The organism is Gillisella terrae (genome assembly GCF_004801395.1).
Lineage (GTDB): Bacteria > Pseudomonadota > Alphaproteobacteria > Rhizobiales > Rhizobiaceae > Allorhizobium > Allorhizobium terrae.
In genome coordinates this window covers 158,427-182,569 of the sequence record NZ_SSOA01000009.1, presented here as the reverse complement: position 1 = coordinate 182,569, position 24,143 = coordinate 158,427, and the positions used below count along the sequence as shown (strand labels likewise).

Sequence of the window (24,143 nt, the reverse complement as noted above, 5' to 3'; positions counted from 1 at the left end):
CAAGCAAAGAATTTTAGAACCTGTCAGGCTCAATCTGAGCCTGACAGGTTCTAAAGAAGAAAACACGTCACATTGGAGGCCCCATGGTAGAACCGACGGTCAAGACCGAACATGCCCAGATCCTGTCACAAGACCCGCACGCCGTTCGGGAGCCGCGGGTCAACAATCTGGAAATGGCTATTGGCCATGAGGTGCGGGCCTATCGCAAAAAACTTGGCATCACGGTCACCGATCTGGCGTCAGCCACCGGCGTTTCGGTCGGCATGCTTTCCAAGATCGAAAACGGCAATATTTCGCCATCGCTCACCACATTGCAGACGCTTTCAAAGGCGCTGGGTGTGCCGATCACGGCTTTCTTTCGCGGCTTCGAAGAGCCTCGCAGCGCCACTTTCGTCAAGGCAGGCCAAGGGGTGAATATTGATCGAAGAGGCACGCGGGCCGGGCACCAATACAGTCTTTTGGGCCATATCGACAACAACACCAGTGGCGTCACGGTCGAGCCCTATCTCATCACCCTGACCACGGATTCGGATGTATTTCCGACCTTCCAGCATGAAGGCATGGAGTTTCTCTACATGCTGGAGGGCGAGGTGGTCTATCGTCACGGCGAGCAGCTTTTCACGATGCAGGCGGGTGACAGCCTGTTTTTCGATGCCGATGCGCCGCACGGCCCGGAGGAATTGGTCAAGCTTCCGGCGCGCTATCTGTCGATCATTTCTTATCCGCAACGGCGGATGACCAATGACTGAATATTGCCTAAGAAGAAAAAAATATTCCTAATAGTTGACGAGGCCAAATTTCCTGTGGTAGCCATTCGTTCAGAAACGAATGGAGGTGCCTGTCGATGTGCGGCATTGTTGGACTATTCCTGAAAGACAAAAGCCTTGAAGCGCAGTTGGGTGCGCTGCTTTCGGACATGCTGGTGACCATGACGGATCGTGGGCCGGATTCTGCGGGCATCGCCATCTATGGCGGCGCGGCTGCGGGCCGCGCAAAAGTGACCATTCAATCGGCCAATCCGGCGGTTGATTTTTCAGGCCTTGCGGATGCGTTGAAAGAAAACGGTATTGATGCGGCTGTCACGGTAAAAAGCACCCATGCGGTGCTGGATATTCCCAGCGACAAGCTGGACGGCATGCGCGCCGCTCTTGCTGTGATCCGCCCGGATGTCCGCATTATGGGGTCCGGTGACAGTGTTGAGATCTATAAGGAAATTGGCTTGCCGAAAGATGTTGTCGCGCGGTTTGGCGTGCGCGCCATGACAGGCAGCCACGGAATCGGTCATACGCGGATGGCCACGGAATCGGCGGTGACCACGCTTGGTGCGCATCCGTTCTCAACCGGCGCGGACCAGTGCCTAGTGCACAATGGCTCCCTCTCCAATCATAACAACCTGCGGCGTGAACTGGTGCGCGAAGGCATGCGTTTTGAAACCCAGAACGATTCCGAGGTGGCCGCCGCCTATCTCACAGCAGAAATGGCCAGAGGCAAGGATCTCGGTGAAGCGTTGAAAGGCGCACTTGATGATCTCGACGGCTTTTTCACCTTCGTGGTTGGCACCCGGTCGGGTTTCGGCGTGTTGCGCGATCCGATTGCCTGCAAGCCTGCGGTGATGGCCGAAACCGATCAATATGTTGCTTTCGGCTCGGAATATCGGGCGCTGGTCAATCTGCCGGGCATCGAAAATGCCCGGGTATGGGAGCCGGAACCGGCGACTGTCTATTTCTGGGACCATGAAAAGGCCGCCTGAGACTCGCCCCTTGCGACATATTGTGAAAGTCAACATCCATGCCAGTTTTCGATCTCTCCCATACGCCCTTGCGTGAACTGAACAGCGCACTTCACGGCCTGTCATCCGGTGCCAATGACACCGCATTTGAAGTGGTCAATCCGCGTGGCCATCATGCGGTTGCTGTCGGCATTGACAGTCCTGTGACTGTCGAGGTGCGCGGCTCGGTTGGCTATTATTGTGCCGGCATGAATGATGGTGGCACTGTGATCGTTCACGGCTCTGCCGGGCCGGGCATTGCCGAAAACATGATGTCAGGCACTGTCGTTATCGAAGGTGATGCGTCGCAATATGCCGGTGCCACCGGGCAGGGCGGGCTTTTGGTCATCAAGGGCAATGCGGCGTCGCGCTGTGGCATTTCCATGAAGGGCATCGATATTGTCGTGAGGGGCAATATTGGGCACATGTCCGCATTCATGGGGCAGTCCGGCCATCTGGTGGTGTGCGGCGATGCGGGCGACGCCTTGGGCGATTCTCTTTATGAAGCAAAGCTCTTTGTGCGTGGTTCGGTCAAAAGTCTTGGTTCTGATTGCATCGAAAAGGAGATGCGGCCGGAGCACCTTGAGAAACTGGCGGAACTCCTCGAAAAGGCAGGCATCACGGATGTCAGCCCGCAGGAGTTCAAGCGCTACGGCTCTGCCCGCACGCTCTACAATTTCAACATTGACAACGCCGACGCGTATTGAGGCGAGGGATTTTCCGATGAGCTATCACAACCCCTTCACCCCGCCGCGCAAATCCGCCACCTTCGACGATCACACTCTGGCGGAGATCCGTCGCGCTGCCGCCACCGGCATCTATGATATTCGCGGCGCGGGCACCAAGCGCAAGGTTCCGCATTTCGATGATCTGCTGTTTCTCGGTGCCTCCATCTCGCGCTATCCGCTCGAAGGCTATCGTGAGAAATGCGACACCTCTGTCACGCTCGGCACACGCTTTGCCAAAAAGCCGATCACACTGAAAACGCCGATCACCATTGCCGGTATGAGCTTTGGTGCTCTGTCGGGCAATGCCAAGGAAGCGCTTGGCCGTGGGGCAACCCTTGCCGGTACCTCGACCACAACAGGCGATGGCGGCATGACCGATGAGGAGCGCGGCCATAGCCAGACACTGGTCTATCAGTATCTGCCATCGCGCTACGGCATGAACCCGAAGGATTTGCGCCGCGCCGATGCCATCGAGATTGTGGTTGGTCAGGGCGCAAAACCGGGCGGTGGCGGTATGCTGCTGGGACAGAAGATTTCCGATCGCGTTGCCAATATGCGCAATCTGCCGAAGGGTATTGATCAGCGTTCGGCCTGCCGTCATCCGGATTGGACCGGCCCGGATGATCTGGAGATCAAGATCCTCGAACTGCGTGAAATTACCGATTGGCAAAAGCCGATCTACATCAAGGTTGGCGGTGCACGCCCTTATTACGACACAGCGCTTGCTGTCAAAGCCGGAGCCGATGTGGTGGTTTTGGATGGCATGCAGGGCGGCACGGCAGCGACGCAGGATGTGTTTATCGAAAACGTCGGCATGCCCACGCTCGCCTGCATTCGTCCCGCCGTGCAGGCCCTTCAGGATCTTGGCATGCACCGCAAGGTGCAATTGATCGTCTCCGGCGGCATTCGCTCCGGTGCGGATGTTGCCAAGGCGCTGGCACTTGGTGCCGATGCGGTTGCCATTGGCACTGCGGCTCTGGTGGCGCTGGGTGACAATGATCCAAGATGGGAAGAGGAATACCAAAAGCTTGGCACCACGGCTGGTGCCTATGACGACTGGCACGAGGGCAAAGACCCCGCCGGTATTACCACACAGGACCCCGAACTGGCGGCGCGCCTTGATCCGGTGGCGGCTGGCCGACGCCTTGCCAATTATCTCAAGGTCATGACGCTGGAAGCGCAGACCATTGCCCGCGCCTGCGGCAAGAACCATCTGCACAATCTGGAGCCGGAAGATCTGGTGGCGCTGACCATGGAGGCCGCCGCCATGGCCCAGGTGCCCTTGGCGGGAACAAACTGGTTCCCGGGAAAAGGCAGTTTCTAAACAGTAGACGGACGCATTTGGGAGGATGCGTCCGTTTTTTCGATGAAGTGTCTGATACCAAAAAAAGGGGAATGACGTGACACTGGACCTCTCCAAATTTGCTGCCGAAAAGGGCATCAAATATTTTATGATCAGCTATACCGATCTCTTCGGCGGCCAGCGCGCCAAGCTGGTGCCCGCAGAAGCCATTGCCGATATGCAAAAGGACGGGGCCGGTTTTGCCGGTTTCGCCACCTGGCTGGATCTTACACCTGCCCATCCCGATCTTTTCGCCATGCCGGATGCTTCTTCGGTGATCCAGCTGCCATGGAAAAAGGATGTCGCCTGGGTTGCCGCCGATTGCGTGATGGACGATCAGCCGGTGGAGCAGGCTCCGCGTGTGGTCTTGAAAAAGCTCATTGCCGAAGCGGCAGGCGAAGGCTTGCGGGTGAAGACCGGGGTGGAGCCGGAGTTTTTTCTGATTTCGCCGGATGGTGCTAAAATCTCTGACGACTACGACACGGCAGAAAAGCCATGCTATGATCAGCAGGCCGTGATGCGCCGCTATGATGTGATTGCCGAGATTTGCGATTACATGCTGGAACTGGGCTGGAAACCCTACCAGAACGACCACGAGGACGCCAATGGCCAGTTCGAAATGAACTGGGAATATGACGATGCGCTCCAGACGGCTGACAAGCATTCCTTTTTCAAATTCATGGTCAAGTCCGTTGCCGAAAAGCACGGGTTGCGCGCCACCTTTATGCCCAAGCCGTTCAAGGGGCTGACCGGAAATGGGTGCCACGCGCATATTTCGGTCTGGGATGTTGAGGGCAAGGTCAATGCTTTCGCTGACAAGGATATGCCCTTCGGGCTCTCCGCCAAAGGCAAGACGTTCCTTGGCGGCATTATGAAACATGCGTCGGCCCTTGCGGCGATCACCAATCCAACGGTGAATTCTTACAAACGCATCAATGCGCCGCGCACCATCTCGGGTGCCACCTGGGCGCCCAATACCGTCACCTGGACCGGAAATAACCGCACCCATATGGTGCGGGTGCCGGGGCCGGGGCGGTTTGAGCTGCGGCTGCCCGATGGTGCGGTAAACCCTTATCTGCTGCAGGCCATTATCATTGCCGCTGGATTATCAGGTGTGCGCTCCAAAGCGGATCCCGGCCGTCACTATGATATCGACATGTATCGTGAAGGCCATACCGTGACGGATGCGCCGAAGCTGCCGCTCAATCTTCTCGATGCGCTGCGTGAATATGAGAAGGATGAGGTGTTGCAGGCGGCGCTGGGCACGGAGTTCTCGAAAGCCTATCTCAAACTCAAACAGGGCGAGTGGAACAGCTATTGCGCGCAGTTTACCGCCTGGGAGCATCAGACCACCCTCGACGTTTGAATGCGCATCTGCACCACCAGACTGCACTGCGGCAAGGTCTGCTGTTGCTATCAAGATCGTGCGCGGCTAAATAACTTGGTACGCCATAATATCAAAAGCCAAAACTGCTTTCGCGCGCGCAAAAGCGGGGTGGCCAAACGAGGTGATACCATGACCGGTGCTTCGCAGGAAACTGCCATTCGCGTTGAGCGTCCGACCAAGACCCTGAGAGAGCTTGCGCTTGATAAGGTGCGTGATGCAATCGTGAACGGTTACTTCCGCCCCGGAGATCGTTTGGTGGAGCGGGATCTGTGCGCCCAACTCGGCGTGTCGCGCACCATTGTGCGCGAGGTGCTGCGCCATCTCGAATCCGAAGGGCTGGTGGCAAACCTGCCGAACAAAGGCCCGATGGTGGCCCTGCTTGATCTTGATGAAGCAAAACAGATTTACGAAATTCGCGGTGCGCTGGAGGGCATGGCGGCCCGCCTGTGTGCCGAACGTCGCGACCCCACCATTGTTGAGGCGCTGGAAGTCTCCCTTGCGAATATCCGCGAAAGCTACCTTGCCAATGATATGCCCGGTGTGTTGACGCATACCTCGTCTTTTTATCAGACGTTGTTCAGCAAGATCGACCGGCATGTCGCCTGGGGTGTGGTCAATTTGCTGACGGTGCGTATCAACCACCTGCGCTCCATGACAATCAAGACGAAAAGCCGTGGTATCGACGGCCCAGCGCAGATGGCAAAAATCATTGAGGCCATCCGGCAAGGGGATGGCGATGCTGCCTACCGGGCAGCCCTTGATCACGTTGCAAGTGCCTGTGCCATCGCGGAAGCCGTTCTGTCCGCGCAAAAAGCCGATTGAGCAAGGGCTCTCTGGAGTTTGGCGGGGAAACCGGGTTCCCGGTTTTCCTCACAGTCTATCCAATGATGGCCGCTACTGCATAATTCCTTAAATCGGAATCGATTTAAAGAGAAAATTATGCAGCAGATTTAAAGTGTTACAGCGTCCTTTGTGCGCCATATATGGCGCACGGCGCTGTAACCGGCTGCCCATGGCAATTTCTGCGTTTCCAGTTCTCACCTACCTTAATGACGCTCCGCTCCGATTCTCGAAATCACCATTTTCTCCAGATCAACAGCAATTCTTGAGCAGACTGTGAGAAACTTATGCGGAAAATCTCTGGATAATATCGATAGTTTACAGCGATTTATAAAAAATCTGCCGGCTCATTGACAGGTCAAGTCATTTGGTGTGATGGTATGCCATAATCAGCAATGCCAAGAACTGAACATCCCATAAACTGGAAACCTCATTCGCGGAAATTCCCACCTGCCCGTCTTCACACCCGATGGCAGCAGTGGTGATGCCTGTCCTGCCCATGCCGTCGCAGCTCAGGGCCTGTTGGCCAAAAAGCCCAAATGCATGGCCCGACGGCATACGCAGTATCAAACGAAATATCTGGGGCGCTCCCTTGGTGTCGGGATTGCGGGGTATATTTTAAATAACTGATAATAATGGATATTTTCCAATTTTGAATGAAGTTGGACCGTCTCTTGACAGTAATGTATTATGGTATACCATAAGCTATCACATTTACGGAGCGCGCTTATGTCCATTCAGATCCGCAAGACCCTGATGCAGGTCGAAACGACGTTGATTGAGGGGGGCAAGGCTGCTGCGACGCCTTTGAAGCTGTTCAGCGCCATTGCCGTCATCAAGAACCCCTGGGCTGGCCAAGGCTTTGTGGCCGATCTGAAACCGGAGATTCACGCGAATGCGCCCATTTTAGGTGAATTGCTGACGAGGATGATCCTTGATGCCGTTGGCTCTGGCGAGGCCGTCGAGGCCTATGGCAAGGCGGCAGTTGTTGGGCTGGATGGCGAGATCGAGCATGCGTCTGCGCTTATCCATACATTGCGGTTTGGCAATCACTATCGTCAGGCTGTTGGCGCAAAATCCTATCTCGCCTTTTGCAACACTCGTGGTCCGGGCAATGCGCCGATCATGATTCCGTTGATGGACAAGAATGATGAGGGGCGTCGCTCCCATTATCTGACCATCCAGACGGCCATTCCCGATGCGCCAGCGGCCGATGAAATCGTTATTGCCCTTGGTGCGTCGGTGGGCGGCAGACCTCATCATCGCATTGGTGACCGTTATCAGGATCTGAAGGATCTCGGTCAGGATGTCGCCAATCCGGCTGGTGTTTGAGGGTGGCACCGATGCAGGAGGCGGCCCCCCTATCCGATGTCAATGTTGCAAAGGCACAGGCTGCTTCATTTCCTCGCAAGATGACGAAAGGTGGGGCAGCCTATTTTGAAGCGGGTCAAGGCGAGGATCTGCTTCTCATTCATGGTGTTGGCATGCGGCTCGAAGCGTGGCAGCCGCAGATCGAGACATTTTCAAGAACGCATCGTGTCATCGCGGTGGATATGCCTGGGCATGGCAGCAGCGAACGATTGCCCGCTGGCAGCACGCTTGTGGATTTCGTCGGCTGGTTTGGCCGTTTTCTTGATGATCTTGCAATTGTGCGCGCCAATGTTGCCGGACATTCCATGGGCGCTCTGATTTCTGGCGGTGCAGCGGCGACATTTGGAGATCGCATTAAACGTGTTGGTTATCTGAACGGAGTTTATCGGCGTGATCCAACGGCAAAGGCGGCGGTTCTTGCCCGTGCTGCCGCCATCCGCACGGACGGCGTGGACAAGGAAGGCCCGTTATTGCGCTGGTTCGGTGGGGATGTGACGAGCCAACAGGCGCGGGAGTTGACGCGGGGCTGGCTGGAAATGGTAGATCTGGAGGGATACGCCGTTGCTTACACGGCCTTTGCGGGTGGCGATGAAACCTATGCCGATCGCTGGCCGTCTGTGCGCTGTCCGGCTCTTTTTCTGACCGGGTCGGATGATCCCAATTCCACGCCGCTGATGGCCGAACAGATGGCGGCGATCACGCCGCACGGTTATGCCCGCGTTGTCGAAGGGCATCGGCATATGGTCAATCTGACTGCGCCAGAGACTGTCAATGCACTGTTGGCCGAATGGCTGTCTATTGAGGAGGAGCCGCAATGACTGTTGCAACGCTTGATCCGCGCGCCTTGCGCGATGCCTTCGGCGCTTTCGTAACAGGTGTCACGATTGTGACCACCAGAGATGATGCGGGACATCCCATCGGCTTCACTGCCAATTCCTTCACCTCGGTTTCTCTTGATCCGCCATTGCTGTTGATCTGCCTTGCACGCACGTCGCGCAATTTCGCCGCCATGACAGGGACGAAGACATTCGCCGTCAATATCCTGTCGGAGGGTCAGAAGGATCTGTCCAACACATTTGCCCGCCCGGTGGAAGATCGCTTCGCGGCGGCGGTTTGGTCCGATGCGCCGCAGGGATCGCCGGTTTTTGCCGATGTTGCGGCATGGTTCGAGTGCTCGATGCAGGACGTGATTGATGCAGGCGATCATGTCATTCTGCTTGGCCGTGTCAGCGCCTTCGACAATAGCGGCCGCAACGGTCTTGGCTATGCGCGCGGCGGATATTTCACGCCAACATTGGCGGCCAAAGCGGTCTCGGCGGCAGCCGAGGGCGAAATTGCAATTGGTGCGGTGCTGGAACGCCATGGCGAGATTTATCTGCTGGGCGATGACGTGCTGTCTCTGCCCGGTTGTGTCATCTCAAGCGGTGATCCGGTTGCGGCGCTGACAGAGCTGCTTGAAGACCTGACAGGTTTTTCCGTCTCGACGGGTTTTCTCTACTCCGTTTATGAAGACAAGGCGGATGGATCTCAGCATATAGTCTACCACGCGCTGGCCGAGGGCGATGGCGTGCCGCGCAAGGGCCGTTTCCTGCCCCCAAGCGCACTCAGTGGCGCAAAATTCAATTCCAGTGCGACGGCGGATATCGTCAATCGTTTTGCACTGGAAAGCTCCATCGGCAATTTCGGCGTTTATGTCGGCAACGAGACCGCAGGCAAGGTTCATCCCATTTCCATGAAGGTGGCAAACCCATGAAATTTTCCCTCTTCGTTCACATGGAGCGGCTGGACGCTTCGCAGGATCACAAGACCCTCTATGAGGAGTTTGTGACGCTGTGCGAAATTGCTGATCGCGGCGGCATGCATGCCATCTGGACCGGCGAACATCACGGCATGGATTTCACCATTGCCCCCAATCCTTTCGTGACCATTGCCGATCTTGCGCGCCGCACCAAGACAGCGCGCCTGGGCACCGGCACGGTGATTGCGCCCTTCTGGCATCCCATCAAGCTTGCCGGTGAAGCGGCAATGACAGACCTGATTTGCGATGGGCGTCTGGATATCGGCATTGCTCGCGGCGCCTATTCCTTCGAATATGAGCGCCTGCTCCCCGGTCTAGATGCCTGGGGTGCGGGGCAGCGGATGCGAGAGCTTATTCCTGCCGTCAAGGGCTTGTGGGCTGGTGATTATGCCCATGAGGGCGAGTTCTACACATTTCCTGCCACCACCTCTGCGCCCAAGCCGCTGCAACAGCCCTTTCCCCCCATCTGGGTTGCGGCACGCGATCCCAATTCCCATGAATTTGCCGTGGCCAATGATTGCAATGTGCAGGTGACGCCGCTGTGGCAAGGCGATGACGAGGTGGAAACCCTGATGGGGCGCTTCAACGATGCCTGCGCCAAAAACCCGGAAAAACCGCGGCCAAAAATCATGCTGCTGCGCCACACCTATGTCGGCTCCGATGAAGCCGATATTGCGCAGGCGGCTGATGAAATGAGCGTCTATTACAATTATTTCTTTGCATGGTTTAAAAATGAAAAGCCGATCCATCAGGGTCTTATCGAGCGCATTGCGCCGGAAGATATTGCTGGAAATGCCATGCTGTCGGGCGATGTCATGCGCAAGAACAATGTTGTCGGCAATGCCGATGAGGTTATTTCCCGGCTCAAGGCCTATGAAGCCATGGGATACGACGAATATTCCTTCTGGGTTGATACGGGCATGAGTTTCGAGCGCAAGAAAGCCTCTCTGGAGCGCTTCCTGTCCGATGTCATGCCGGCTTTCAAGGAGTAGCACCATGCGCCGTTTCCAGTGCTATATCGATGGACGTTTCGAAGATGGCGAGGCGCAGTTTGCAAGTCTTGATCCGGCAACCGGCGCACCCTGGGCTGAGATGCCGGAAAGCCGCGAGGCGGATGTGGCCCGCGCGGTTGAGGCCGCACACCGCGCACTCTACCAAGACACAGCCTGGTCAAAACTGACAGCAACCCAGCGTGGGAAGTTGCTCTATCGGCTGGCGGACCTTGTGGCAGCCCATGCCGGGACACTGGCTGAACTGGAAACCCGCGATACCGGCAAGATCATCCGCGAAACCTCGGCGCAGATTGCCTATGTCGCCGATTATTATCGCTATTATGCCGGGCTGGCTGACAAGATCGAAGGGGCCTATCTGCCCATCGACAAGCCAGACATGGACGTGTGGCTGCGCCGAGAGCCGGTTGGTGTGGTGGCCGCGATTGTGCCTTGGAACAGCCAGCTTTTTCTGGCGGCGGTGAAGATCGGGCCAGCGCTGGCTGCGGGCTGCACCATCGTTGTCAAAGCATCGGAAGACGGCCCCGCGCCGTTGCTGGAATTTGCGCGTCTGGTGGATGAGGCAGGCTTTCCCGCCGGTGTCGTCAATGTCATCACTGGTTTTGGCACCTCTTGCGGCAATGCACTGACCACCCATGCCAAGGTTGCGCACATCGCCTTTACCGGCGGGCCGGACACGGCGCGGCATATCGTGCGCAATTCCGCCGAGAACCTTGCTTCGACGTCGCTGGAATTGGGCGGCAAATCGCCGATCCTCGTTTTTGCCGATGCGGACCTGGAGAGTGCAGCCAACGCGCAGGTGGCGGGCATTTTTGCCGCGACCGGCCAAAGCTGTGTTGCCGGATCGCGCTTGATTGTTGAGAGCAGCATCAAGGACCGCTTCCTTGCGCTCCTGAAGGCAAAGGCGGAAGCGATCCGCATCGGCGCACCGCTGGACATGACAACAGAAGTGGGACCATTGGCAACCGAACGCCAGAGAAAACACATTGCAAGCCTTGTGAGCGCCTCCGTGGAGGCGGGCGCGAAGGTGGTGACGGGCGGCGCACCCGTGGACGGTGACGGCTATTTTTATCGTCCGACCATTCTTGATTGTGACGGCATCCGCTCGCCATCGATGGAAAAAGAGTTTTTCGGCCCGGTTCTTTCGGTTGTTTCCTTTGAAACGGAGGCGCAAGCCCTCTCTCTCGCCAATGATACGGCCTATGGTCTGGCCTCTGGCGTGTTCACACAGAACCTGACGCGGGCGCATCGGCTGATGAAGTCCATTCGCGCAGGCATTGTCTGGGTCAATACCTATCGGGCGGTATCACCGATTGCGCCGTTTGGCGGTTTTGGCCTGTCGGGAGACGGTCGCGAAGGTGGGCTTGCCGCAGCGCTGGATTATACCCGTACCAAAACCATCTGGCTGCGCACCTCTGATGATCCGATCCCCGATCCTTTCGTGATGCGCTGAGCCATGGCTTTCGACAGCGCCACCATGACGCCGGTGTGTTTTTCATCACCTATCTGAAAAGAGCCGGACGAGACGTGCATACCAACAACAAACTCTCAAACGGAGTAAGGGAACATGAGATCGAAACTGGTAGTGTCCACATGCGTCGCACTTTTTGCTCTTTGCGCCAACGCGCAGGCGAAGGATCTGGTCTTTTCGAGCTGGGGCGGGACCACGCAAGATGCCCAGAAAGCGGCCTGGGCTGACAAGTTCACCGCCGCCACCGGCATCAAGGTGCTTCAGGATGGCCCAACCGACTATGGCAAGCTGAAAGCCATGGTCGAGGCAAATGCGGTGACATGGGATGTGGTTGATGTCGAAGGTGACTACGCGGCGCAGGCTGGCCCGAAAGGCCTGCTGGAAAAGCTTGATTTCAGCGTCATCGACAAATCCAAGCTCGACCCGCGCTTCGTGACGGATTATTCGGTTGGCAGCTTCTATTATTCCTTTGTCATTGGCTGCAATGTTGATGCGGTGTCTGCCTGCCCCAAGACATGGGCTGATTTGTTCGATACGAAGAAATTTCCGGGCAAGCGCACCTTCTACAAGTGGTCTGCGCCGGGCGTGATTGAAGCCGCGCTTCTGGCGGATGGGGTCGCGCCAGACAAGCTCTATCCTCTTGATCTCGACCGTGCTTTCAAGAAACTGGATACGATCAAATCCGATATCATCTGGTGGTCTGGTGGCGCACAGTCTCAGCAATTGATCGCCTCTGCGGAAGCGCCTTTCGGCAGCGTCTGGAATGGTCGCATGACAGCACTTGAGCAAAGCGGCGTGAAGGTGGAAACGTCCTGGACGCAAAATATTACCGCTGCCGATTCGCTTGTCATTCCAAAGGGATCCAAGAATAAGGAGGCGGCCATGAAGTTTATTGCCTTGGCCACCTCGCCGCAGGCACAAGCGGATATGGCAACAGCCACGGGTTATGCCCCGGTCAACATCGAATCTGCCAGACTGATGGATGCGAAAATCGCCAAGTCCCTGCCGGATCAGCAGACCGCAAGTCAGGTGAATGCCGATATGAACTATTGGGCGCAGCATCGCGATGAAATCGGCGAGCGCTGGTACGCCTGGCAGGCGAAATAACATAACGGCGCGGGTGGCCAACGCCGCCTGCGCAAATTTCCACGTTCGGGAGGTTAGAACATGGTGTCGCTTACCACTGAAACAGTCGGCCCGAAGGGAAGGCGGGCTTTTCGTCTTGGAAACTTTGCGGCGACCGTGCCGGCGCTTGCGCTTCTCATCCTGTTTTTTGTCATTCCCGTTTTGATTCTTCTGTCGCGTAGCGTCACAGATCCGGTTTTTGGCTTTAGCAATTATGCGGCCTTGCTGGGCAGTACCACCTATCTGAAGATTTTCTTCAACACCTTCACCGTGGCAGCATTAGTGACGGTGGTCTCTCTTATCATCGGCTTTCCCGTCGCCTGGGCCTTGGCCATCATGCCGTCGCGGCTTTCTTCCATCATCTTTGCCGTTCTGCTTTTGTCGATGTGGACCAATCTTTTGGCGCGCACCTATGCGTGGATGGTGCTGCTGCAAAGAACAGGCGTGATCAACAAGATGCTGATCGGCCTTGGCATCATTGATAAGCCGCTTGCGCTGGTCAATAATCTCACAGGCGTTACCATTGGCATGACCTATATCATGCTGCCCTTCATTATCATTCCGCTCTATGGGGTAATCCGCAAGATCGATCCCGCCATTCTTCAGGCCGCAGCGCTATGCGGCGCAACCCGCTGGCAAGCCCTGACAAAAGTGCTCATTCCGCTGGCCGCCCCCGGCATGATGGCCGGGGCATTGATGGTGTTTGTCATGTCGCTTGGCTATTTCGTAACCCCAGCGCTGCTTGGCGGAACCGCAAACATGATGCTGGCAGAACTGATTACGCAATTCGTGCAGTCGCTGGTCAACTGGGGCATGGGCGGAGCCGCCGCACTCGTTCTTCTCGTGGTGACGCTTGCGCTCTACGCGGTGCAGCTTAAATTTTTCGGTGTCACCGGGGCGGGGGAGCGCTGATATGCTTTTGAATTACAACAGCCTTGGTGTGTGGAAATGGGTGCTTTTGCTGATAACAGTGCTCACCGCAGCATTTCTGATTTTGCCGATTGTCTTCATCGCCGCCCTGTCGTTTGGCTCATCACAATGGTTGATCTTTCCGCCACCCGGTTGGACATTGAAATGGTATGCGGAGTTCTTTGCGGATCCAAGATGGCTGGAGGCCGCCTGGACAAGCCTTCGCATCGCCCTGATGGTCACGGTGCTGTCTGTTCTCATCGGTCTGGTGGCGTCTTTCGGGCTGGTGCGTGGCCGGTTTATCGGCCGTAACACGCTGCGTGCGCTGTTTATGACGCCGATGATCTTGCCGGTGGTGGTGCTGGCGGTGGCGCTCTACGCTCTTTTCCTGAAAATTGGCCTTGCCGGAACCACAACGGGTTTCGTGATCGCCCATCTTGTTGTGGCGCTGCCATTTTCCATTCTGGCACTGACCGGCGCGCTGGAAGGTTTTGACAAATCCATTGAAGATGCTGCCGTGCTGTGCGGTGCCTCGCCTCTGCAAGCGAAAATCCGCATCACGCTGCCTGCGATCAGTCACGGCCTTTTCTCGGCCGCAATTTTCTCCTTCCTGACATCCTGGGACGAGGTGGTGCTGGCGATTTTTATGGCCAGTCCAACATTGCAGACACTGCCTGTGAAAATCTGGGCCACGCTGCGTCAGGATCTGACTCCTGTGATTGCTGCCGCATCCACGCTGCTCATCGCGGTGACCATTCTTCTCATGCTGCTTGTCGCGGCTGTGCGAAAAGGACTGAAAACATGACCCAGCCGCTCCTGCAAATTCGCGGTATCCGCAAATATTACGGCCCTGTTGTTGCCGTTCAGGACGTCAATCTCAATGTGCAGCCGGGCGAGTTCATGACCTTTCTGGGGCCGTCGGGTTCGGGCAAAAGCACCACGCTTTATATTCTCGCAGGCTTTGAGCAACCGACAGCGGGCGATATCCTGCTGAACGGCGAGAGCCTGCTGTCCACACCATCGCACAAGCGCAACATCGGCATGGTGTTCCAGCGTTATACGCTGTTTCCGCATCTTTCCGTGGGCGAAAACATTGCCTTTCCGCTGAAAGTGCGCGGACGCAGCAAGGCCGACATTGATGCCAAGGTCAAAGAGATGCTGCGGCTTGTTCGCCTTGAGGGTTTTGAAGATAGAAAGCCGGTGCAAATGTCGGGTGGCCAGCAGCAGCGCGTGGCGCTGGCGCGCGCCCTTGCCTATGATCCGCCAGTGCTGTTGATGGATGAGCCACTGTCCGCTCTGGATAAAAAGCTGCGTGAAGAAATTCAGTACGAAATCCGCCGCATTCACCAGCAGACGGAAGTAACCATCCTCTACGTCACCCATGATCAGGAAGAGGCTTTGCGGCTTTCGGATCGGATCGCCGTCTTTTCCAAAGGGGTTATCGACCAGATTGGCACCGGGCCGGAGCTCTACGCTCATCCCGCCACCCGTTTTGTCGCGGAATTCATTGGCGATAGCGATTTTATCGCCTGCGATCTCCTCTCAGCGTCAGATGGTCGGGCGACGGTGTCGCTGGGCCGGGATACGGTTATCGAGCATGTTCCCATGCATGGTGATGCTGCTCCCGGCAAAAAAGCGGCCTTGATGTTGCGCCCGGAGCGGCTACAGCTCAGCCGCAAGCCATCCAGCACAGCCAATGGTTTTCAGGCCACCGTCAGCGATATCACCTTCCTTGGCAGCAACGTGCATGTGGCCGCCCATACCGGCTCGGGCGAGTCCTTGGCCGTGCGACTGCCATTCGGCCATGAAGCGATTGCGGGCCTTGCGCGCGGCGATCTTGTTCACCTTGCGTTTGATCCGGCGTCTGCTCAAGTATTCTGTTGAGCGAGAAGAAGGTTAGGCTCGCCCCGTCTGAAACCTTTCAGGCGGGGCGCACGCTGTTGCGCCACACGGGTGCAGCACCTAAAATCAGGCTCTGACGTTCACCTACGTCTTCACCGGCATGTTCCAGCAGATCAGCAATGGCATCGACTATTCGCGTCATCGGTTGAGCAAAGGTGGTCAACCGATAGCCAAGCCAGCTGGCCATCTCAATATCTTCAAAGCCGACCACGCACATGTCTTGTGGTATCCTCAAGCCGAATTCCTGGCGGGCTGCATCCATGAAGCCGCAGGCAATCAGGTCCGTGACGCAAAATATGCCCTCTGGGCGATCCCGCACCGCCAGCAATTGTCGGGCTGCTTCCGCTCCGGTGCGGTAACTGGTTGGTCCGATGCGCGTCAGGGTGCAGATGTGGCCAGCCCGTTCTGCCGCCGCCATGAACAGCTGTTCGCGGGCAATGAGGCTGGGCGATGCTAGGGTGGATGATACGATGGCCATGCGCGTGCACCCCGCCCGACTGAGCATATGGTGTGCATCATTCATGGCCGCAGCATAATCAATTGTGATGTGGTCTGCACCGTCCAATTGTTCCGCCCGGTTGATCAGGATGACATGCTGGCCGCTTTTGACGCAGGTTTCCACCAAAGACGAGGGCGGCGTGCCAGACAGAACAATGGTGGCGGAGGCCCGGTAATTCAGCGTTTGCCGGAGGGCGTCATCGGCATTGGCCTCGCCGTCTGAGGTGTTGATCACCATCACAGCGCGCCCTGCCAGTTGCAGCCTTTGCGTGAGGGCATCCAGCAGGCTTGCCGGATAGGGCGCTTTGAGATCAGCCCCCAAAATGCAGACCGGGCGGCTCTTTTCTTGGCTGAGACCGCGCGCCAGATGATTGACGTGATAGCTCAGGGCTTCCGCTGCCGCCAAAACGCGGGCGCGGGTCTGTTTTGAGACCGAGGCACCGGGCGTAAATGTTCGGGAGACAGCGGAGCGCGAAACGCCTGCGAGTTTGGCAACCTCGGCGGCACTGGCAATGGTTCTTTCTGGTGTTTTTCGCGGGTTTTTGCCGGGCGTCTGCGGTGTCATGGGGTTTCAAAGCCGAAGCCGGCCGCCTCCAGTACATGTGCCATCTTGTGCTTTCTTCTGTCCGTAACCCGACGAGTGGGATAATGGCTTTCGATGACAGTGCGATGACTGGCTTGCACTTATGTGCATAATATTTCTGTGGTGATGATCAGAGGAATTATGCAGTCGTTATGCAGCAGGTTTGAGATGTGACTGTGTGCCATGTGTGATAACACGCTGACCCATGAGCTCTCACGTGGTAAAGGATCTGAACATGGCACAGACACCCCGGCGACCCGTTAATCCAATGGATGCGGCGGAAGCCTTGTTTAAGCCCGCAAAAAAGGCAGCAGCGCCAGCGGTGGAAAAACCTGCCATTCCCAATGCCAGGGAAATGGTTTCCATTCGGATCGATAGTGATGTGCTTGCGCATTTTCAAGAAGACGGACCGGGCTGGCAAGATCGCATCAACGACGCGCTGCGGGCAGCGATGAAAAGCGCGTCATAACTGCATTTCATCGATGCGTCCTAGTTGGGCGGATGTTTTCCGAGCAGCAGTGCGGCGAGTTGCCTGTTTTTTAATGTGATTTTTTTATATAAAAAACAAATTGCTTTCAGGCTTAAGGTCTTTTACCCAAAAAGAACAAAAGCCCATTCGTGTAAATGAAGCGCTCATGTGTGCGAAAATTGGCGCGCCAAAACTGGCGGCTTTTGGCATAGCAGATTGTATGACCAAGTCTTTGAGGAAACATCATGAAAGCGCTTCTGTGCGAAGAACCGGGCCGTTTGCAGATTGTGTCGCGCCCCGCGCCGGTGCGGCGGGAGGGCGAGGTGCTGGTGCGCATTCGCCATGTTGGTATTTGTGGCACGGATTTTCATATTTTCGCGGGAAAGCATCCCTTTTTGGAATATCCGCGGGTGATGGGTCATGAGCTTTCGGGCACGGTGGAGGAAGCGCCCGCCGATAGTCCGTTAAAGGCTGGCGATCCGGTCTATATTGTGCCCTATCTGTCTTGCGGCCATTGCCATGCTTGCAACAAGGGCCTGACCAACGCCTGCTGCAACATTCAGGTTCTGGGTGTGCATTGTGATGGCGGCATGGCTGAATATGTTTCAGTGCCTGCGGCCAATGTGGTGCCCACCGGCAATATCCCGCTGGAAGATGCGGCGATGATCGAGTTTTTGGCCATTGGTGCCCATGGCGTCAAGCGCGGCCATATCACGGCGTCCGATCGGGTGCTGATTACCGGCTCTGGCCCGATTGGCATGTCAGCGATTATTTTCGCAAAAGCCCGTGGCGCGCATGTGACGGTGATGGATACGCGGCAGGACCGGTTGCGCTTTGCCGTCGATCAGCTTGGTGCTGATGCCATTTTATTGGCCGATGAACAGGCTGAGACAGAAGCCTTGCGCCAAACCGATGGCAATGGTTTTGATGTGGTGGTGGATGCCACCGGCAATGCTATCCCGATGCAGCGCGGCTTCAATTTCCTGGCCCATGGTGCGCGTTATGTGCTGCTCAGCGTGGTGCGTCAGGATATTACCTTCTCCGATCCCGATTTCCACAAGCGTGAAATCACCCTCTATGCCAGCCGCAATGCCCAGCCGGATGATTTCGCAGAAGTTGTGCGCCAAATGGAGGCGGGCAAAGTGCCAACGCGGGCGCTCAACACCCATCGAGGCCGTCTTGAAGACGCTGAGACTTTGCTGCCGGAATGGTCAAAGCCGGAAGCGGGGGTCATCAAGGCTATTCTCGAGGTGTGAGGGTAGCCTTCTATTCATGGTTATGGATGACCTCTAAAAACGCATCGCCATAGCGTTCCAGCTTGGATTGGCCAACACCGGAAATGCCAAGCAGGTCTTTGCTGTTCATTGGCCGCTCGGTGGCAAAGGCCACAAGCGTGGTGTCGGGAAAAACCACATAGGGCGGAATGGCCAACTCTTTGGCAATGCTCATGCGCTTTGCGCGCAGCGCCTCAAACAAAGCCATATCCGTCTCGGAAAGAGCTGATTTGGCGTTGGCAGAGCTGGGCGAGGCACTTCGCGACGCCTTGCCCTTGGTGGGGCGGTCCTTGCGAAAACGCACCTCGCGCTCGCGCTTGAACACAGTGCGGGCCTCGTCAGTCAGCGTCAAAGCACCATAGGCTTCGTGATTGACTGTGATGAGGCCTGCGGCCAGCAATTGCCGATAAACCGATTGCCAGGTCTTGACCGGCAAATCCTTGCCCGCGCCAAACACCGGCATATCGCTATGGCCAAAGCGGATGGTGCGCTCATTTTCATTGCCCATCAACACGTCGATCAAATGGCCCGCACCAAAGCGCTGACCGGTGCGATAAATGGCGGCCAGCGCCTTGATGGCAGCATCGGTGCCATCCCATGTTTCCACGGGCTTGAGGCAGGTATCGCAATTGCCGCAACTGCCCGCATGGGCCTCGCCAAAATGGGCGAGGATGGCTTGCCTGCGGCAGCCGGGGGTTTCACAAATTGCCAACAGCGCATTCAGCTTGGCGCGCTCCACCCGTTTGACATCGGTGCTGGAATTGCCTTCATCAATCATGCGCCCGCGCTGGATCACATCGGCCATACCATAGGCCATCCATACTTCCGATGGCAGGCCGTCGCGGCCAGCGCGTCCTGTTTCCTGATAATAGGCCTCCACCGAGCCGGGCAAATCCAGATGGGCAACATAGCGCACATTGGGTTTATCAATGCCCATGCCAAAGGCAACGGTTGCCACAAGGCAGAGGTTTTCCTCCCGCAAAAATGCATCCTGGTTGCGGTCGCGCAGCTCGCGCTCCATGCCGGCGTGATAGGGCAGGGCATAGATGCCTTGTGCATTCAGCCATTCTGCGGTGTCTTCCACTTTCGCCCGTGACAGGCAATAGACAATGCCGCTTGAGCCTTTGTGGCGCGATAAAAACCGCAAAAGCTGCTGGCGCGGCTGGTCGCGCTCAACAATCTCATAGGCAATGTTGGGCCGGTCAAACGAGGTGGTGAAGACACTGGCACTATGAAGCGCCAGCTTGTCGACAATATCGTCACGGGTGTGCGGATCGGCGGTGGCGGTCAGCGCGATGCGCGGCACGCCGGGATAGTGATCGGCAAGTTGCCCAAGCTCGCGATATTCCGGGCGAAAATCATGGCCCCATTGCGAGACGCAATGGGCTTCATCAATGGCAAACAGGGCAATTCTGGCATTGCCCATCACCTCCTTGAAGGCGGGGGTGACAATGCGCTCTGGCGTAACATACAAAAGATCAAGCGCACCATCGGCAATGGCCCGGCGCACCTCGACAAATTCTTCGCGGCTGAGCGATGAATTCAGGGCCGCCGCCCGCACGCCCAATTGCTTGAGCGCCTGCACCTGATCGCGCATCAAGGCAATCAAGGGTGACACGACAATGCCAACACCTTCCCGGCACAGGGCCGGAATTTGAAAGCACAGCGATTTGCCTGCACCCGTTGGAAACAGCACCACCGCATCACCACCGGAAACCACATGGCCAATGACATCGGCCTGCTTGCCGCGAAAGGACGGATAGCCGTAGATTTTTTGTAGGACGGAGAGCGGGGTGGGCGCGCTGGCGTTTTCAAACAGAGAATCGAGGCTGTTGTCCGTTTGCCGCATGCGGGTGCTGTCCATCAAAAGTTGAAGCTCCATGATTTGCAGTCGGTCTTGCGCGTTTTATAAAACGCACGGTGCTGTAAAGCCTGTCGCAGTGAATCCTCTTCAATGCAACCGGCTTTAGGCCGACATGCGTAGCAGATTAAAGATCGCCTCGCGGTCAAAGCCGCCAATGCCTTCGCGAATATCGGCATGGATTGCCTGGGCAACGGCATTTTCGTCGCGTTTTCGCAGCGCCTCAATGGCTTCCTGGTGCCGGTCGACCCGGTAAAGCTCTGAGACATGCTCCATGGCGATCCTGAGAAATGGTCCCAGTTGCAGCCACACGCTTTCGACCATGGGCATAATCATCTGATCAGGATGGGCCTGATAGATCGTGCGATGAAAAGTTTGGTTGAGAACCAGAGCCCCAACATTATCATTGTTCGAGATGGCCTCGTCCTGCGCTTTATCAAGCGCAACGAGTTCGTCGATCTGCCTCTCTGTGATATGAGCCACCGCCCGCCGCGCGGCATGTTGCTCAAGCGTTGAGCGCAGGGCAATCAATTCGCCGAGGCGCTCAGGTGTCATGTGAGGCACAACAATGCGTCTGTTATCGAGAACCTTTAAAGCCCCTTCAGAGCTCAGCTGGCGCAGGGCCTCGCGCACCGGCGTGGGGCTGATGTCCATGGCATCGGCGATGCCGCGGATGGTCAGCGCTTCGCCGGGTCGAATATCGCCGACCATGATGGTCTGGCGCAGTCGACGATAGGCATATTCGCGCGTGGTCATGCCCGCTGTTTGCTCAAGGGTCATCATAAATGGCTTGCTCATGGCAGTCTCGATGCGGGTTATCGGGTTTGTAGCCTTTATCAGGTGCTGATTGGCCCTGCTAAAGTCTCGCATTTTGTTTTCGTTTGTCTATTCGGAAAAGTTGAGTACCACTTTTCCAAAACGCACTCTACTGCATAATGCCTTAAACCGGAATCGATTTAAGGTGAAAATTATGCAGCAGATTTAAAGCGTTACAGCGTCCTTTGTGCGCCATATCTGGTGAGAGGTGCTGTAGCAACTTGACGGCTTCATGAATAGCAGCCATAGTCATTAATGTGATCACAAGTTTTGTTTTGTGATATTCATCTGACAGGAGTTTCCCATGCCTTCGAATATCGAGGCGATCGGCAGTGCCATTGATGTGTCTGCAATTGATAGTGTGCAGGCAGTCGTCTGTGATTTGAACGGTATTTTGCGTGGAAAGCGCGTGCCGGTTGATCAGATCGAGAAGGTTCTCAGCGGTGGCATTCGTATGCCCCTTTCCATTGTGGGTGTTGATATCTGGGGCGAAGATATTGTGGGCAGCTCCCACGTGTTTGCCAATGGCGATATTGACGGTATCTGTGCCTCCACAGGGCGCGGTGCCTTGCCAGTGGGCTGGACGCTAAAGCCCAGCGCCGTTGTGCCTTTGTGGTTGGTGAAGGAAGACGGCACACCATTTCTGGCCGATCCCCGGCAGGCGCTGGCCGCGATTGTACGGCAATATCATGAGCTGGGCTTGAGGCCGGTTGTGGCATCCGAGATGGAGTTTTATCTCGTCGATCCTGAGCCAGATCACGCCGAACCGCCGATTTCGCCTTATACCGGCAAAAGATTGGACTCCGACGCCATCCTTTCGATCGATGAGCTTGATGATTTTGGTGAGTTTTTCTCGGACGTTTACGCCGAATGCAAACGTCAGAATGTGCCAGCCGATTCGGCGGTTGCCGAAAACGGCATTGGTCAGTTTGAAATCAATCTGCTCCATTCTGACGATCCGCTGAAAGCCGCCGATGACGCTCTGTTTTTGAAGCGCATCATCAAGGGCGTCGCCCGCAAGCACCGACTGGCGGCCACCTTTATGGCCAAGCCCTATGGCGGGCGCTCCGGCAGTGGCATGCACATGCATTTCAGCATTATTGATGCGAATGGCAAGAATATCTTCGACGATGGCACGGCTGAAGGTTCGGACGTAATGAAACATGCGGTCGCAGGTCTTTTGCGCGGCATGGAAGAAACCACGCTGCTGTTTGCACCGCATTTCAACTCTTATCGTCGTCTGCGACCCGATACCCATGCGCCGACCCGGATTTCATGGGGTTATGAAAACCGCACCGCCGCCATTCGTATTCCCGGCGGCAAAAGCTCGGCCCGACGTATTGAACATCGCGTGGCGGGCGCGGATGCAAACCCCTATCTGGTTATGGCTGCGATTCTGGGGGCGGCGCTGGTGGGTATTCGTAACAAATGGATGCCCGCCGAGCCAACCTCGGGCCGCGCCTATCAGGGTCGGGGCGCAAGCATTCCAAGTGAATGGGGGGCGGCGGTGACAGCCTTTGAAAACGGCTCGATCGTGCCGGAAATTTTTGATGCCGAGCTTCGCGCCATGCTGATTGCCTGCAAACGTCAGGAAATTGCTGGTTTTGCTGAACAAGTGACCGATTTCGAATTCGGTGCCTATCTGGAAATTGTATGATGAGCGCACAAAAAACATCCTATGCCGGAAACGGTGCCTACCCCGACAGCTATTACGCCGCCTCGCGCAATATCGAGCGAACACCGAAGGTGCTGGAAGGCGAGGTTACAGCTGATGTGGCCGTGCTTGGCGCTGGCTACTCGGGCCTTTCCACCGCCATTCATCTGGCTGAAAAAGGCTATAAGGTGGTGGTCGTTGAAGGTGCCCACATCGGCTGGGGCGCATCGGGCCGCAACGGTGGACAATTGGTCAATGGTCTCAACGCCAGTCTCGATACCATCACCCGCCGTTACGGTCAGGAGGCCGGGGCTTTTGTTGGCAGTCTTGTTCAGGAAGGTGGCAAGATCATTCGTCGGCTTGTCAGCCAATATGATATTCAATGTGACCTGAAGCCCGGTAATATCTATGCCGCCTACACCAGCGCCCATATGAAAGAGCTGGAGCATAAAAAGGCGCTGTGGAAAAGCCATGGCATGGACGATCATCAACTGCTCGACAAGGAGATGATCCGCAAGCTGGTCAACACCGACGCCTATGTTGGCGGTATGCTCGACACCACCGGCGGACATTTGCATCCGCTCAATCTTGCTCTTGGTGAGGCCGCAGGCTTTGAAAGTCTGGGCGGGGTGATTTATGAGCATTCGCCAGCCGTCAAGGTCACTCATGAGGCCGAGAAGCCCGCCATCATCACAGACAGGGGGCGGGTGGTTGCCAACACTGTGGTGCTATGCGGCAACGCCTATCTGGGCCATGTCGTGCCAAAGCTGGTGTCGCGCGTCATGCCGGTTTCTACACAGATGATGGCCACTGAGCCTTTGGGCGAGGAGCGGGCGAGAGGGCTGATTCCGAGCGATATGTGCGTTGAAGATGTGCGCTATATTCTGGATTATTTCCGCCTGTCGGCGGATAATCGCCTGATTTTCGGTGGCGGCACAGTCTATGGCGGCACGGATGCTGCCGATGTGCGCGCTAAATTGCGCCCCAATCTGGAAAAAGTCTTTCCGCAGATGAAGGGCGTGAAGATTGACTATGCCTGGAATGGCAATTTTGCCCTGTCGTTTTCGCGCGTGCCGCAGATGGGCCGGATTGGCAAAAACACCTATTTTGCCCATGGCTATAGTGGTCATGGCGTGACCGGATCGCATCTTTTTGGCAAGATTTTGAGCGAAGTGATCAGCGGAGCCGATTCCAGCCGATTTGATCAATTTGCCAAACTGCCGTGGATTCCTTTCCCCGGAGGTCGCATGTTCCGGGCGCAATATTCCACCATCGGGTCGTGGTGGTATCAGTTCAAGGATGCCTTTGGTCTTTAAAGATGCAGATTAATAAGTGTT

General features: G+C 56.4%; 22 protein-coding genes. 19 read left to right on the top strand and 3 right to left on the bottom strand.

Annotation, left to right across the window (positions count from 1 at the left end):
• The first annotated feature begins 83 nt into the window (after nucleotides 1-83).
• The 15 genes from E6C51_RS15945 (at nucleotide 84) to E6C51_RS15875 (ending at nucleotide 15,633) form a co-directional block, all read left to right on the top strand.
• Nucleotides 84-749 carry a helix-turn-helix domain-containing protein gene (locus tag E6C51_RS15945; RefSeq protein WP_190236694.1) on the top strand — a complete coding sequence of 222 codons (666 nt, stop codon included), beginning with the start codon at nucleotides 84-86 and terminating at the stop codon, nucleotides 747-749.
• Between the two features lie 95 nt (nucleotides 750-844).
• Nucleotides 845-1,750, top strand: a complete 906-nt coding sequence (locus E6C51_RS15940; RefSeq protein WP_190236693.1) for a class II glutamine amidotransferase — start codon at nucleotides 845-847, stop codon at nucleotides 1,748-1,750.
• 38 nt (nucleotides 1,751-1,788) lie between these two features.
• The gene (locus E6C51_RS15935; protein ID WP_190236692.1) at nucleotides 1,789-2,475 is read left to right on the top strand and encodes a GltB/FmdC/FwdC-like GXGXG domain-containing protein; all 687 of its coding nucleotides are present in this window, start codon (nucleotides 1,789-1,791) and stop codon (nucleotides 2,473-2,475) included.
• A 16-nt stretch (nucleotides 2,476-2,491) separates the two neighbouring features.
• Entirely contained in the window at nucleotides 2,492-3,820 is a 1,329-nt protein-coding gene (locus E6C51_RS15930; RefSeq protein WP_190236691.1) for an FMN-binding glutamate synthase family protein, read from the top strand.
• A gap of 76 nt (nucleotides 3,821-3,896) precedes the next feature.
• Entirely contained in the window at nucleotides 3,897-5,204 is a 1,308-nt protein-coding gene (gene glnT, locus E6C51_RS15925; RefSeq protein WP_190236690.1) for a type III glutamate--ammonia ligase, read from the top strand.
• Nucleotides 5,205-5,354: 150 nt separating this feature from the next.
• Nucleotides 5,355-6,047, top strand: coding sequence for a GntR family transcriptional regulator (locus E6C51_RS15920; RefSeq protein WP_190236689.1), 693 nt, complete (start codon nucleotides 5,355-5,357; stop codon nucleotides 6,045-6,047).
• A gap of 747 nt (nucleotides 6,048-6,794) precedes the next feature.
• Nucleotides 6,795-7,397 (top strand): amino acid synthesis family protein, encoded by a 603-nt coding sequence (locus E6C51_RS15915; protein ID WP_146935349.1) that lies wholly within the window; start codon nucleotides 6,795-6,797, stop codon nucleotides 7,395-7,397.
• 11 nt (nucleotides 7,398-7,408) lie between these two features.
• The gene (locus tag E6C51_RS15910) at nucleotides 7,409-8,254 is read left to right on the top strand and encodes an alpha/beta fold hydrolase (protein WP_190236688.1); all 846 of its coding nucleotides are present in this window, start codon (nucleotides 7,409-7,411) and stop codon (nucleotides 8,252-8,254) included.
• Nucleotides 8,251-9,189, top strand: a complete 939-nt coding sequence (locus tag E6C51_RS15905; RefSeq protein WP_190236687.1) for a flavin reductase family protein — start codon at nucleotides 8,251-8,253, stop codon at nucleotides 9,187-9,189. The genes E6C51_RS15910 and E6C51_RS15905 overlap by 4 nt, the downstream gene beginning before the upstream one ends.
• Entirely contained in the window at nucleotides 9,186-10,226 is a 1,041-nt protein-coding gene (locus E6C51_RS15900; protein ID WP_190236686.1) for an LLM class flavin-dependent oxidoreductase, read from the top strand. The genes E6C51_RS15905 and E6C51_RS15900 overlap by 4 nt, the downstream gene beginning before the upstream one ends.
• A gap of 4 nt (nucleotides 10,227-10,230) precedes the next feature.
• The gene (locus tag E6C51_RS15895) at nucleotides 10,231-11,697 is read left to right on the top strand and encodes an aldehyde dehydrogenase (RefSeq protein ID WP_190236685.1); all 1,467 of its coding nucleotides are present in this window, start codon (nucleotides 10,231-10,233) and stop codon (nucleotides 11,695-11,697) included.
• Between the two features lie 114 nt (nucleotides 11,698-11,811).
• Nucleotides 11,812-12,822: an ABC transporter substrate-binding protein gene (locus E6C51_RS15890; protein ID WP_190236684.1), complete on the top strand. Its 1,011-nt coding sequence runs from the start codon at nucleotides 11,812-11,814 to the stop codon at nucleotides 12,820-12,822.
• Nucleotides 12,823-12,882: 60 nt separating this feature from the next.
• Complete coding sequence (locus tag E6C51_RS15885) at nucleotides 12,883-13,752, top strand: ABC transporter permease (protein ID WP_190236683.1); 870 nt, start codon at nucleotides 12,883-12,885, stop codon at nucleotides 13,750-13,752.
• A 1-nt stretch (nucleotide 13,753) separates the two neighbouring features.
• Complete coding sequence (locus tag E6C51_RS15880) at nucleotides 13,754-14,554, top strand: ABC transporter permease (RefSeq protein WP_190236682.1); 801 nt, start codon at nucleotides 13,754-13,756, stop codon at nucleotides 14,552-14,554.
• Entirely contained in the window at nucleotides 14,551-15,633 is a 1,083-nt protein-coding gene (locus E6C51_RS15875; protein WP_190236681.1) for an ABC transporter ATP-binding protein, read from the top strand. The genes E6C51_RS15880 and E6C51_RS15875 overlap by 4 nt, the downstream gene beginning before the upstream one ends.
• Nucleotides 15,634-15,670: 37 nt before the next feature.
• On the opposite strand, the gene E6C51_RS15870 is transcribed toward E6C51_RS15875, so the two are convergent.
• The gene (locus E6C51_RS15870) at nucleotides 15,671-16,714 is read right to left on the bottom strand and encodes a LacI family DNA-binding transcriptional regulator (protein ID WP_190236680.1); all 1,044 of its coding nucleotides are present in this window, start codon (nucleotides 16,712-16,714) and stop codon (nucleotides 15,671-15,673) included.
• A 253-nt stretch (nucleotides 16,715-16,967) separates the two neighbouring features.
• On the opposite strand from E6C51_RS15870, the gene E6C51_RS15865 reads away from it, so the two are divergent.
• On the top strand, nucleotides 16,968-17,201 hold the full coding sequence (locus E6C51_RS15865) for a BrnA antitoxin family protein (RefSeq protein WP_146935331.1): 234 nt from the start codon (nucleotides 16,968-16,970) through the stop codon (nucleotides 17,199-17,201).
• A gap of 245 nt (nucleotides 17,202-17,446) precedes the next feature.
• The gene (locus E6C51_RS15860) at nucleotides 17,447-18,457 is read left to right on the top strand and encodes a zinc-binding alcohol dehydrogenase family protein (RefSeq protein WP_190236679.1); all 1,011 of its coding nucleotides are present in this window, start codon (nucleotides 17,447-17,449) and stop codon (nucleotides 18,455-18,457) included.
• Between the two features lie 10 nt (nucleotides 18,458-18,467).
• Here E6C51_RS15860 and recQ read toward each other — a convergent pair whose 3' ends face one another.
• Together recQ and E6C51_RS15850 are read right to left on the bottom strand one after the other, a co-directional pair.
• On the bottom strand, nucleotides 18,468-20,324 hold the full coding sequence (gene recQ, locus E6C51_RS15855) for a DNA helicase RecQ (protein WP_190236678.1): 1,857 nt from the start codon (nucleotides 20,322-20,324) through the stop codon (nucleotides 18,468-18,470).
• Nucleotides 20,325-20,441: 117 nt separating this feature from the next.
• The gene (locus E6C51_RS15850) at nucleotides 20,442-21,134 is read right to left on the bottom strand and encodes a GntR family transcriptional regulator (RefSeq protein WP_146935275.1); all 693 of its coding nucleotides are present in this window, start codon (nucleotides 21,132-21,134) and stop codon (nucleotides 20,442-20,444) included.
• 322 nt (nucleotides 21,135-21,456) lie between these two features.
• Between E6C51_RS15850 and E6C51_RS15845 the strand changes: the two genes are divergently transcribed.
• The gene (locus tag E6C51_RS15845; protein WP_146935273.1) at nucleotides 21,457-22,809 is read left to right on the top strand and encodes a glutamine synthetase family protein; all 1,353 of its coding nucleotides are present in this window, start codon (nucleotides 21,457-21,459) and stop codon (nucleotides 22,807-22,809) included.
• Nucleotides 22,809-24,122, top strand: a complete 1,314-nt coding sequence (locus tag E6C51_RS15840; protein ID WP_407920822.1) for an NAD(P)/FAD-dependent oxidoreductase — start codon at nucleotides 22,809-22,811, stop codon at nucleotides 24,120-24,122. The genes E6C51_RS15845 and E6C51_RS15840 overlap by 1 nt, the downstream gene beginning before the upstream one ends.
• Nucleotides 24,123-24,143: the final 21 nt, after the last annotated feature.

Coding starts and splice junctions, on each gene's coding strand:
- E6C51_RS15840 (WP_407920822.1), top strand. CDS start 22,809: ATGAGCGCACAAAAAACATCCTATGCCGGAAACGGTGCCTACCCCGAC.
- E6C51_RS15875 (WP_190236681.1), top strand. CDS start 14,551: ATGACCCAGCCGCTCCTGCAAATTCGCGGTATCCGCAAATATTACGGC.
- E6C51_RS15905 (WP_190236687.1), top strand. CDS start 8,251: ATGACTGTTGCAACGCTTGATCCGCGCGCCTTGCGCGATGCCTTCGGC.
- E6C51_RS15930 (WP_190236691.1), top strand. CDS start 2,492: ATGAGCTATCACAACCCCTTCACCCCGCCGCGCAAATCCGCCACCTTC.
- E6C51_RS15920 (WP_190236689.1), top strand. CDS start 5,355: ATGACCGGTGCTTCGCAGGAAACTGCCATTCGCGTTGAGCGTCCGACC.
- E6C51_RS15945 (WP_190236694.1), top strand. CDS start 84: ATGGTAGAACCGACGGTCAAGACCGAACATGCCCAGATCCTGTCACAA.
- E6C51_RS15870 (WP_190236680.1), bottom strand. CDS start 16,714: ATGACACCGCAGACGCCCGGCAAAAACCCGCGAAAAACACCAGAAAGA.
- E6C51_RS15940 (WP_190236693.1), top strand. CDS start 845: ATGTGCGGCATTGTTGGACTATTCCTGAAAGACAAAAGCCTTGAAGCG.
- E6C51_RS15865 (WP_146935331.1), top strand. CDS start 16,968: ATGGCACAGACACCCCGGCGACCCGTTAATCCAATGGATGCGGCGGAA.
- E6C51_RS15895 (WP_190236685.1), top strand. CDS start 10,231: ATGCGCCGTTTCCAGTGCTATATCGATGGACGTTTCGAAGATGGCGAG.
- E6C51_RS15910 (WP_190236688.1), top strand. CDS start 7,409: ATGCAGGAGGCGGCCCCCCTATCCGATGTCAATGTTGCAAAGGCACAG.
- E6C51_RS15850 (WP_146935275.1), bottom strand. CDS start 21,134: ATGAGCAAGCCATTTATGATGACCCTTGAGCAAACAGCGGGCATGACC.
- E6C51_RS15900 (WP_190236686.1), top strand. CDS start 9,186: ATGAAATTTTCCCTCTTCGTTCACATGGAGCGGCTGGACGCTTCGCAG.
- E6C51_RS15915 (WP_146935349.1), top strand. CDS start 6,795: ATGTCCATTCAGATCCGCAAGACCCTGATGCAGGTCGAAACGACGTTG.
- E6C51_RS15885 (WP_190236683.1), top strand. CDS start 12,883: ATGGTGTCGCTTACCACTGAAACAGTCGGCCCGAAGGGAAGGCGGGCT.
- E6C51_RS15880 (WP_190236682.1), top strand. CDS start 13,754: ATGCTTTTGAATTACAACAGCCTTGGTGTGTGGAAATGGGTGCTTTTG.
- E6C51_RS15860 (WP_190236679.1), top strand. CDS start 17,447: ATGAAAGCGCTTCTGTGCGAAGAACCGGGCCGTTTGCAGATTGTGTCG.
- E6C51_RS15845 (WP_146935273.1), top strand. CDS start 21,457: ATGCCTTCGAATATCGAGGCGATCGGCAGTGCCATTGATGTGTCTGCA.
- E6C51_RS15890 (WP_190236684.1), top strand. CDS start 11,812: ATGAGATCGAAACTGGTAGTGTCCACATGCGTCGCACTTTTTGCTCTT.
- E6C51_RS15935 (WP_190236692.1), top strand. CDS start 1,789: ATGCCAGTTTTCGATCTCTCCCATACGCCCTTGCGTGAACTGAACAGC.
- recQ (WP_190236678.1), bottom strand. CDS start 20,324: ATGCGGCAAACGGACAACAGCCTCGATTCTCTGTTTGAAAACGCCAGC.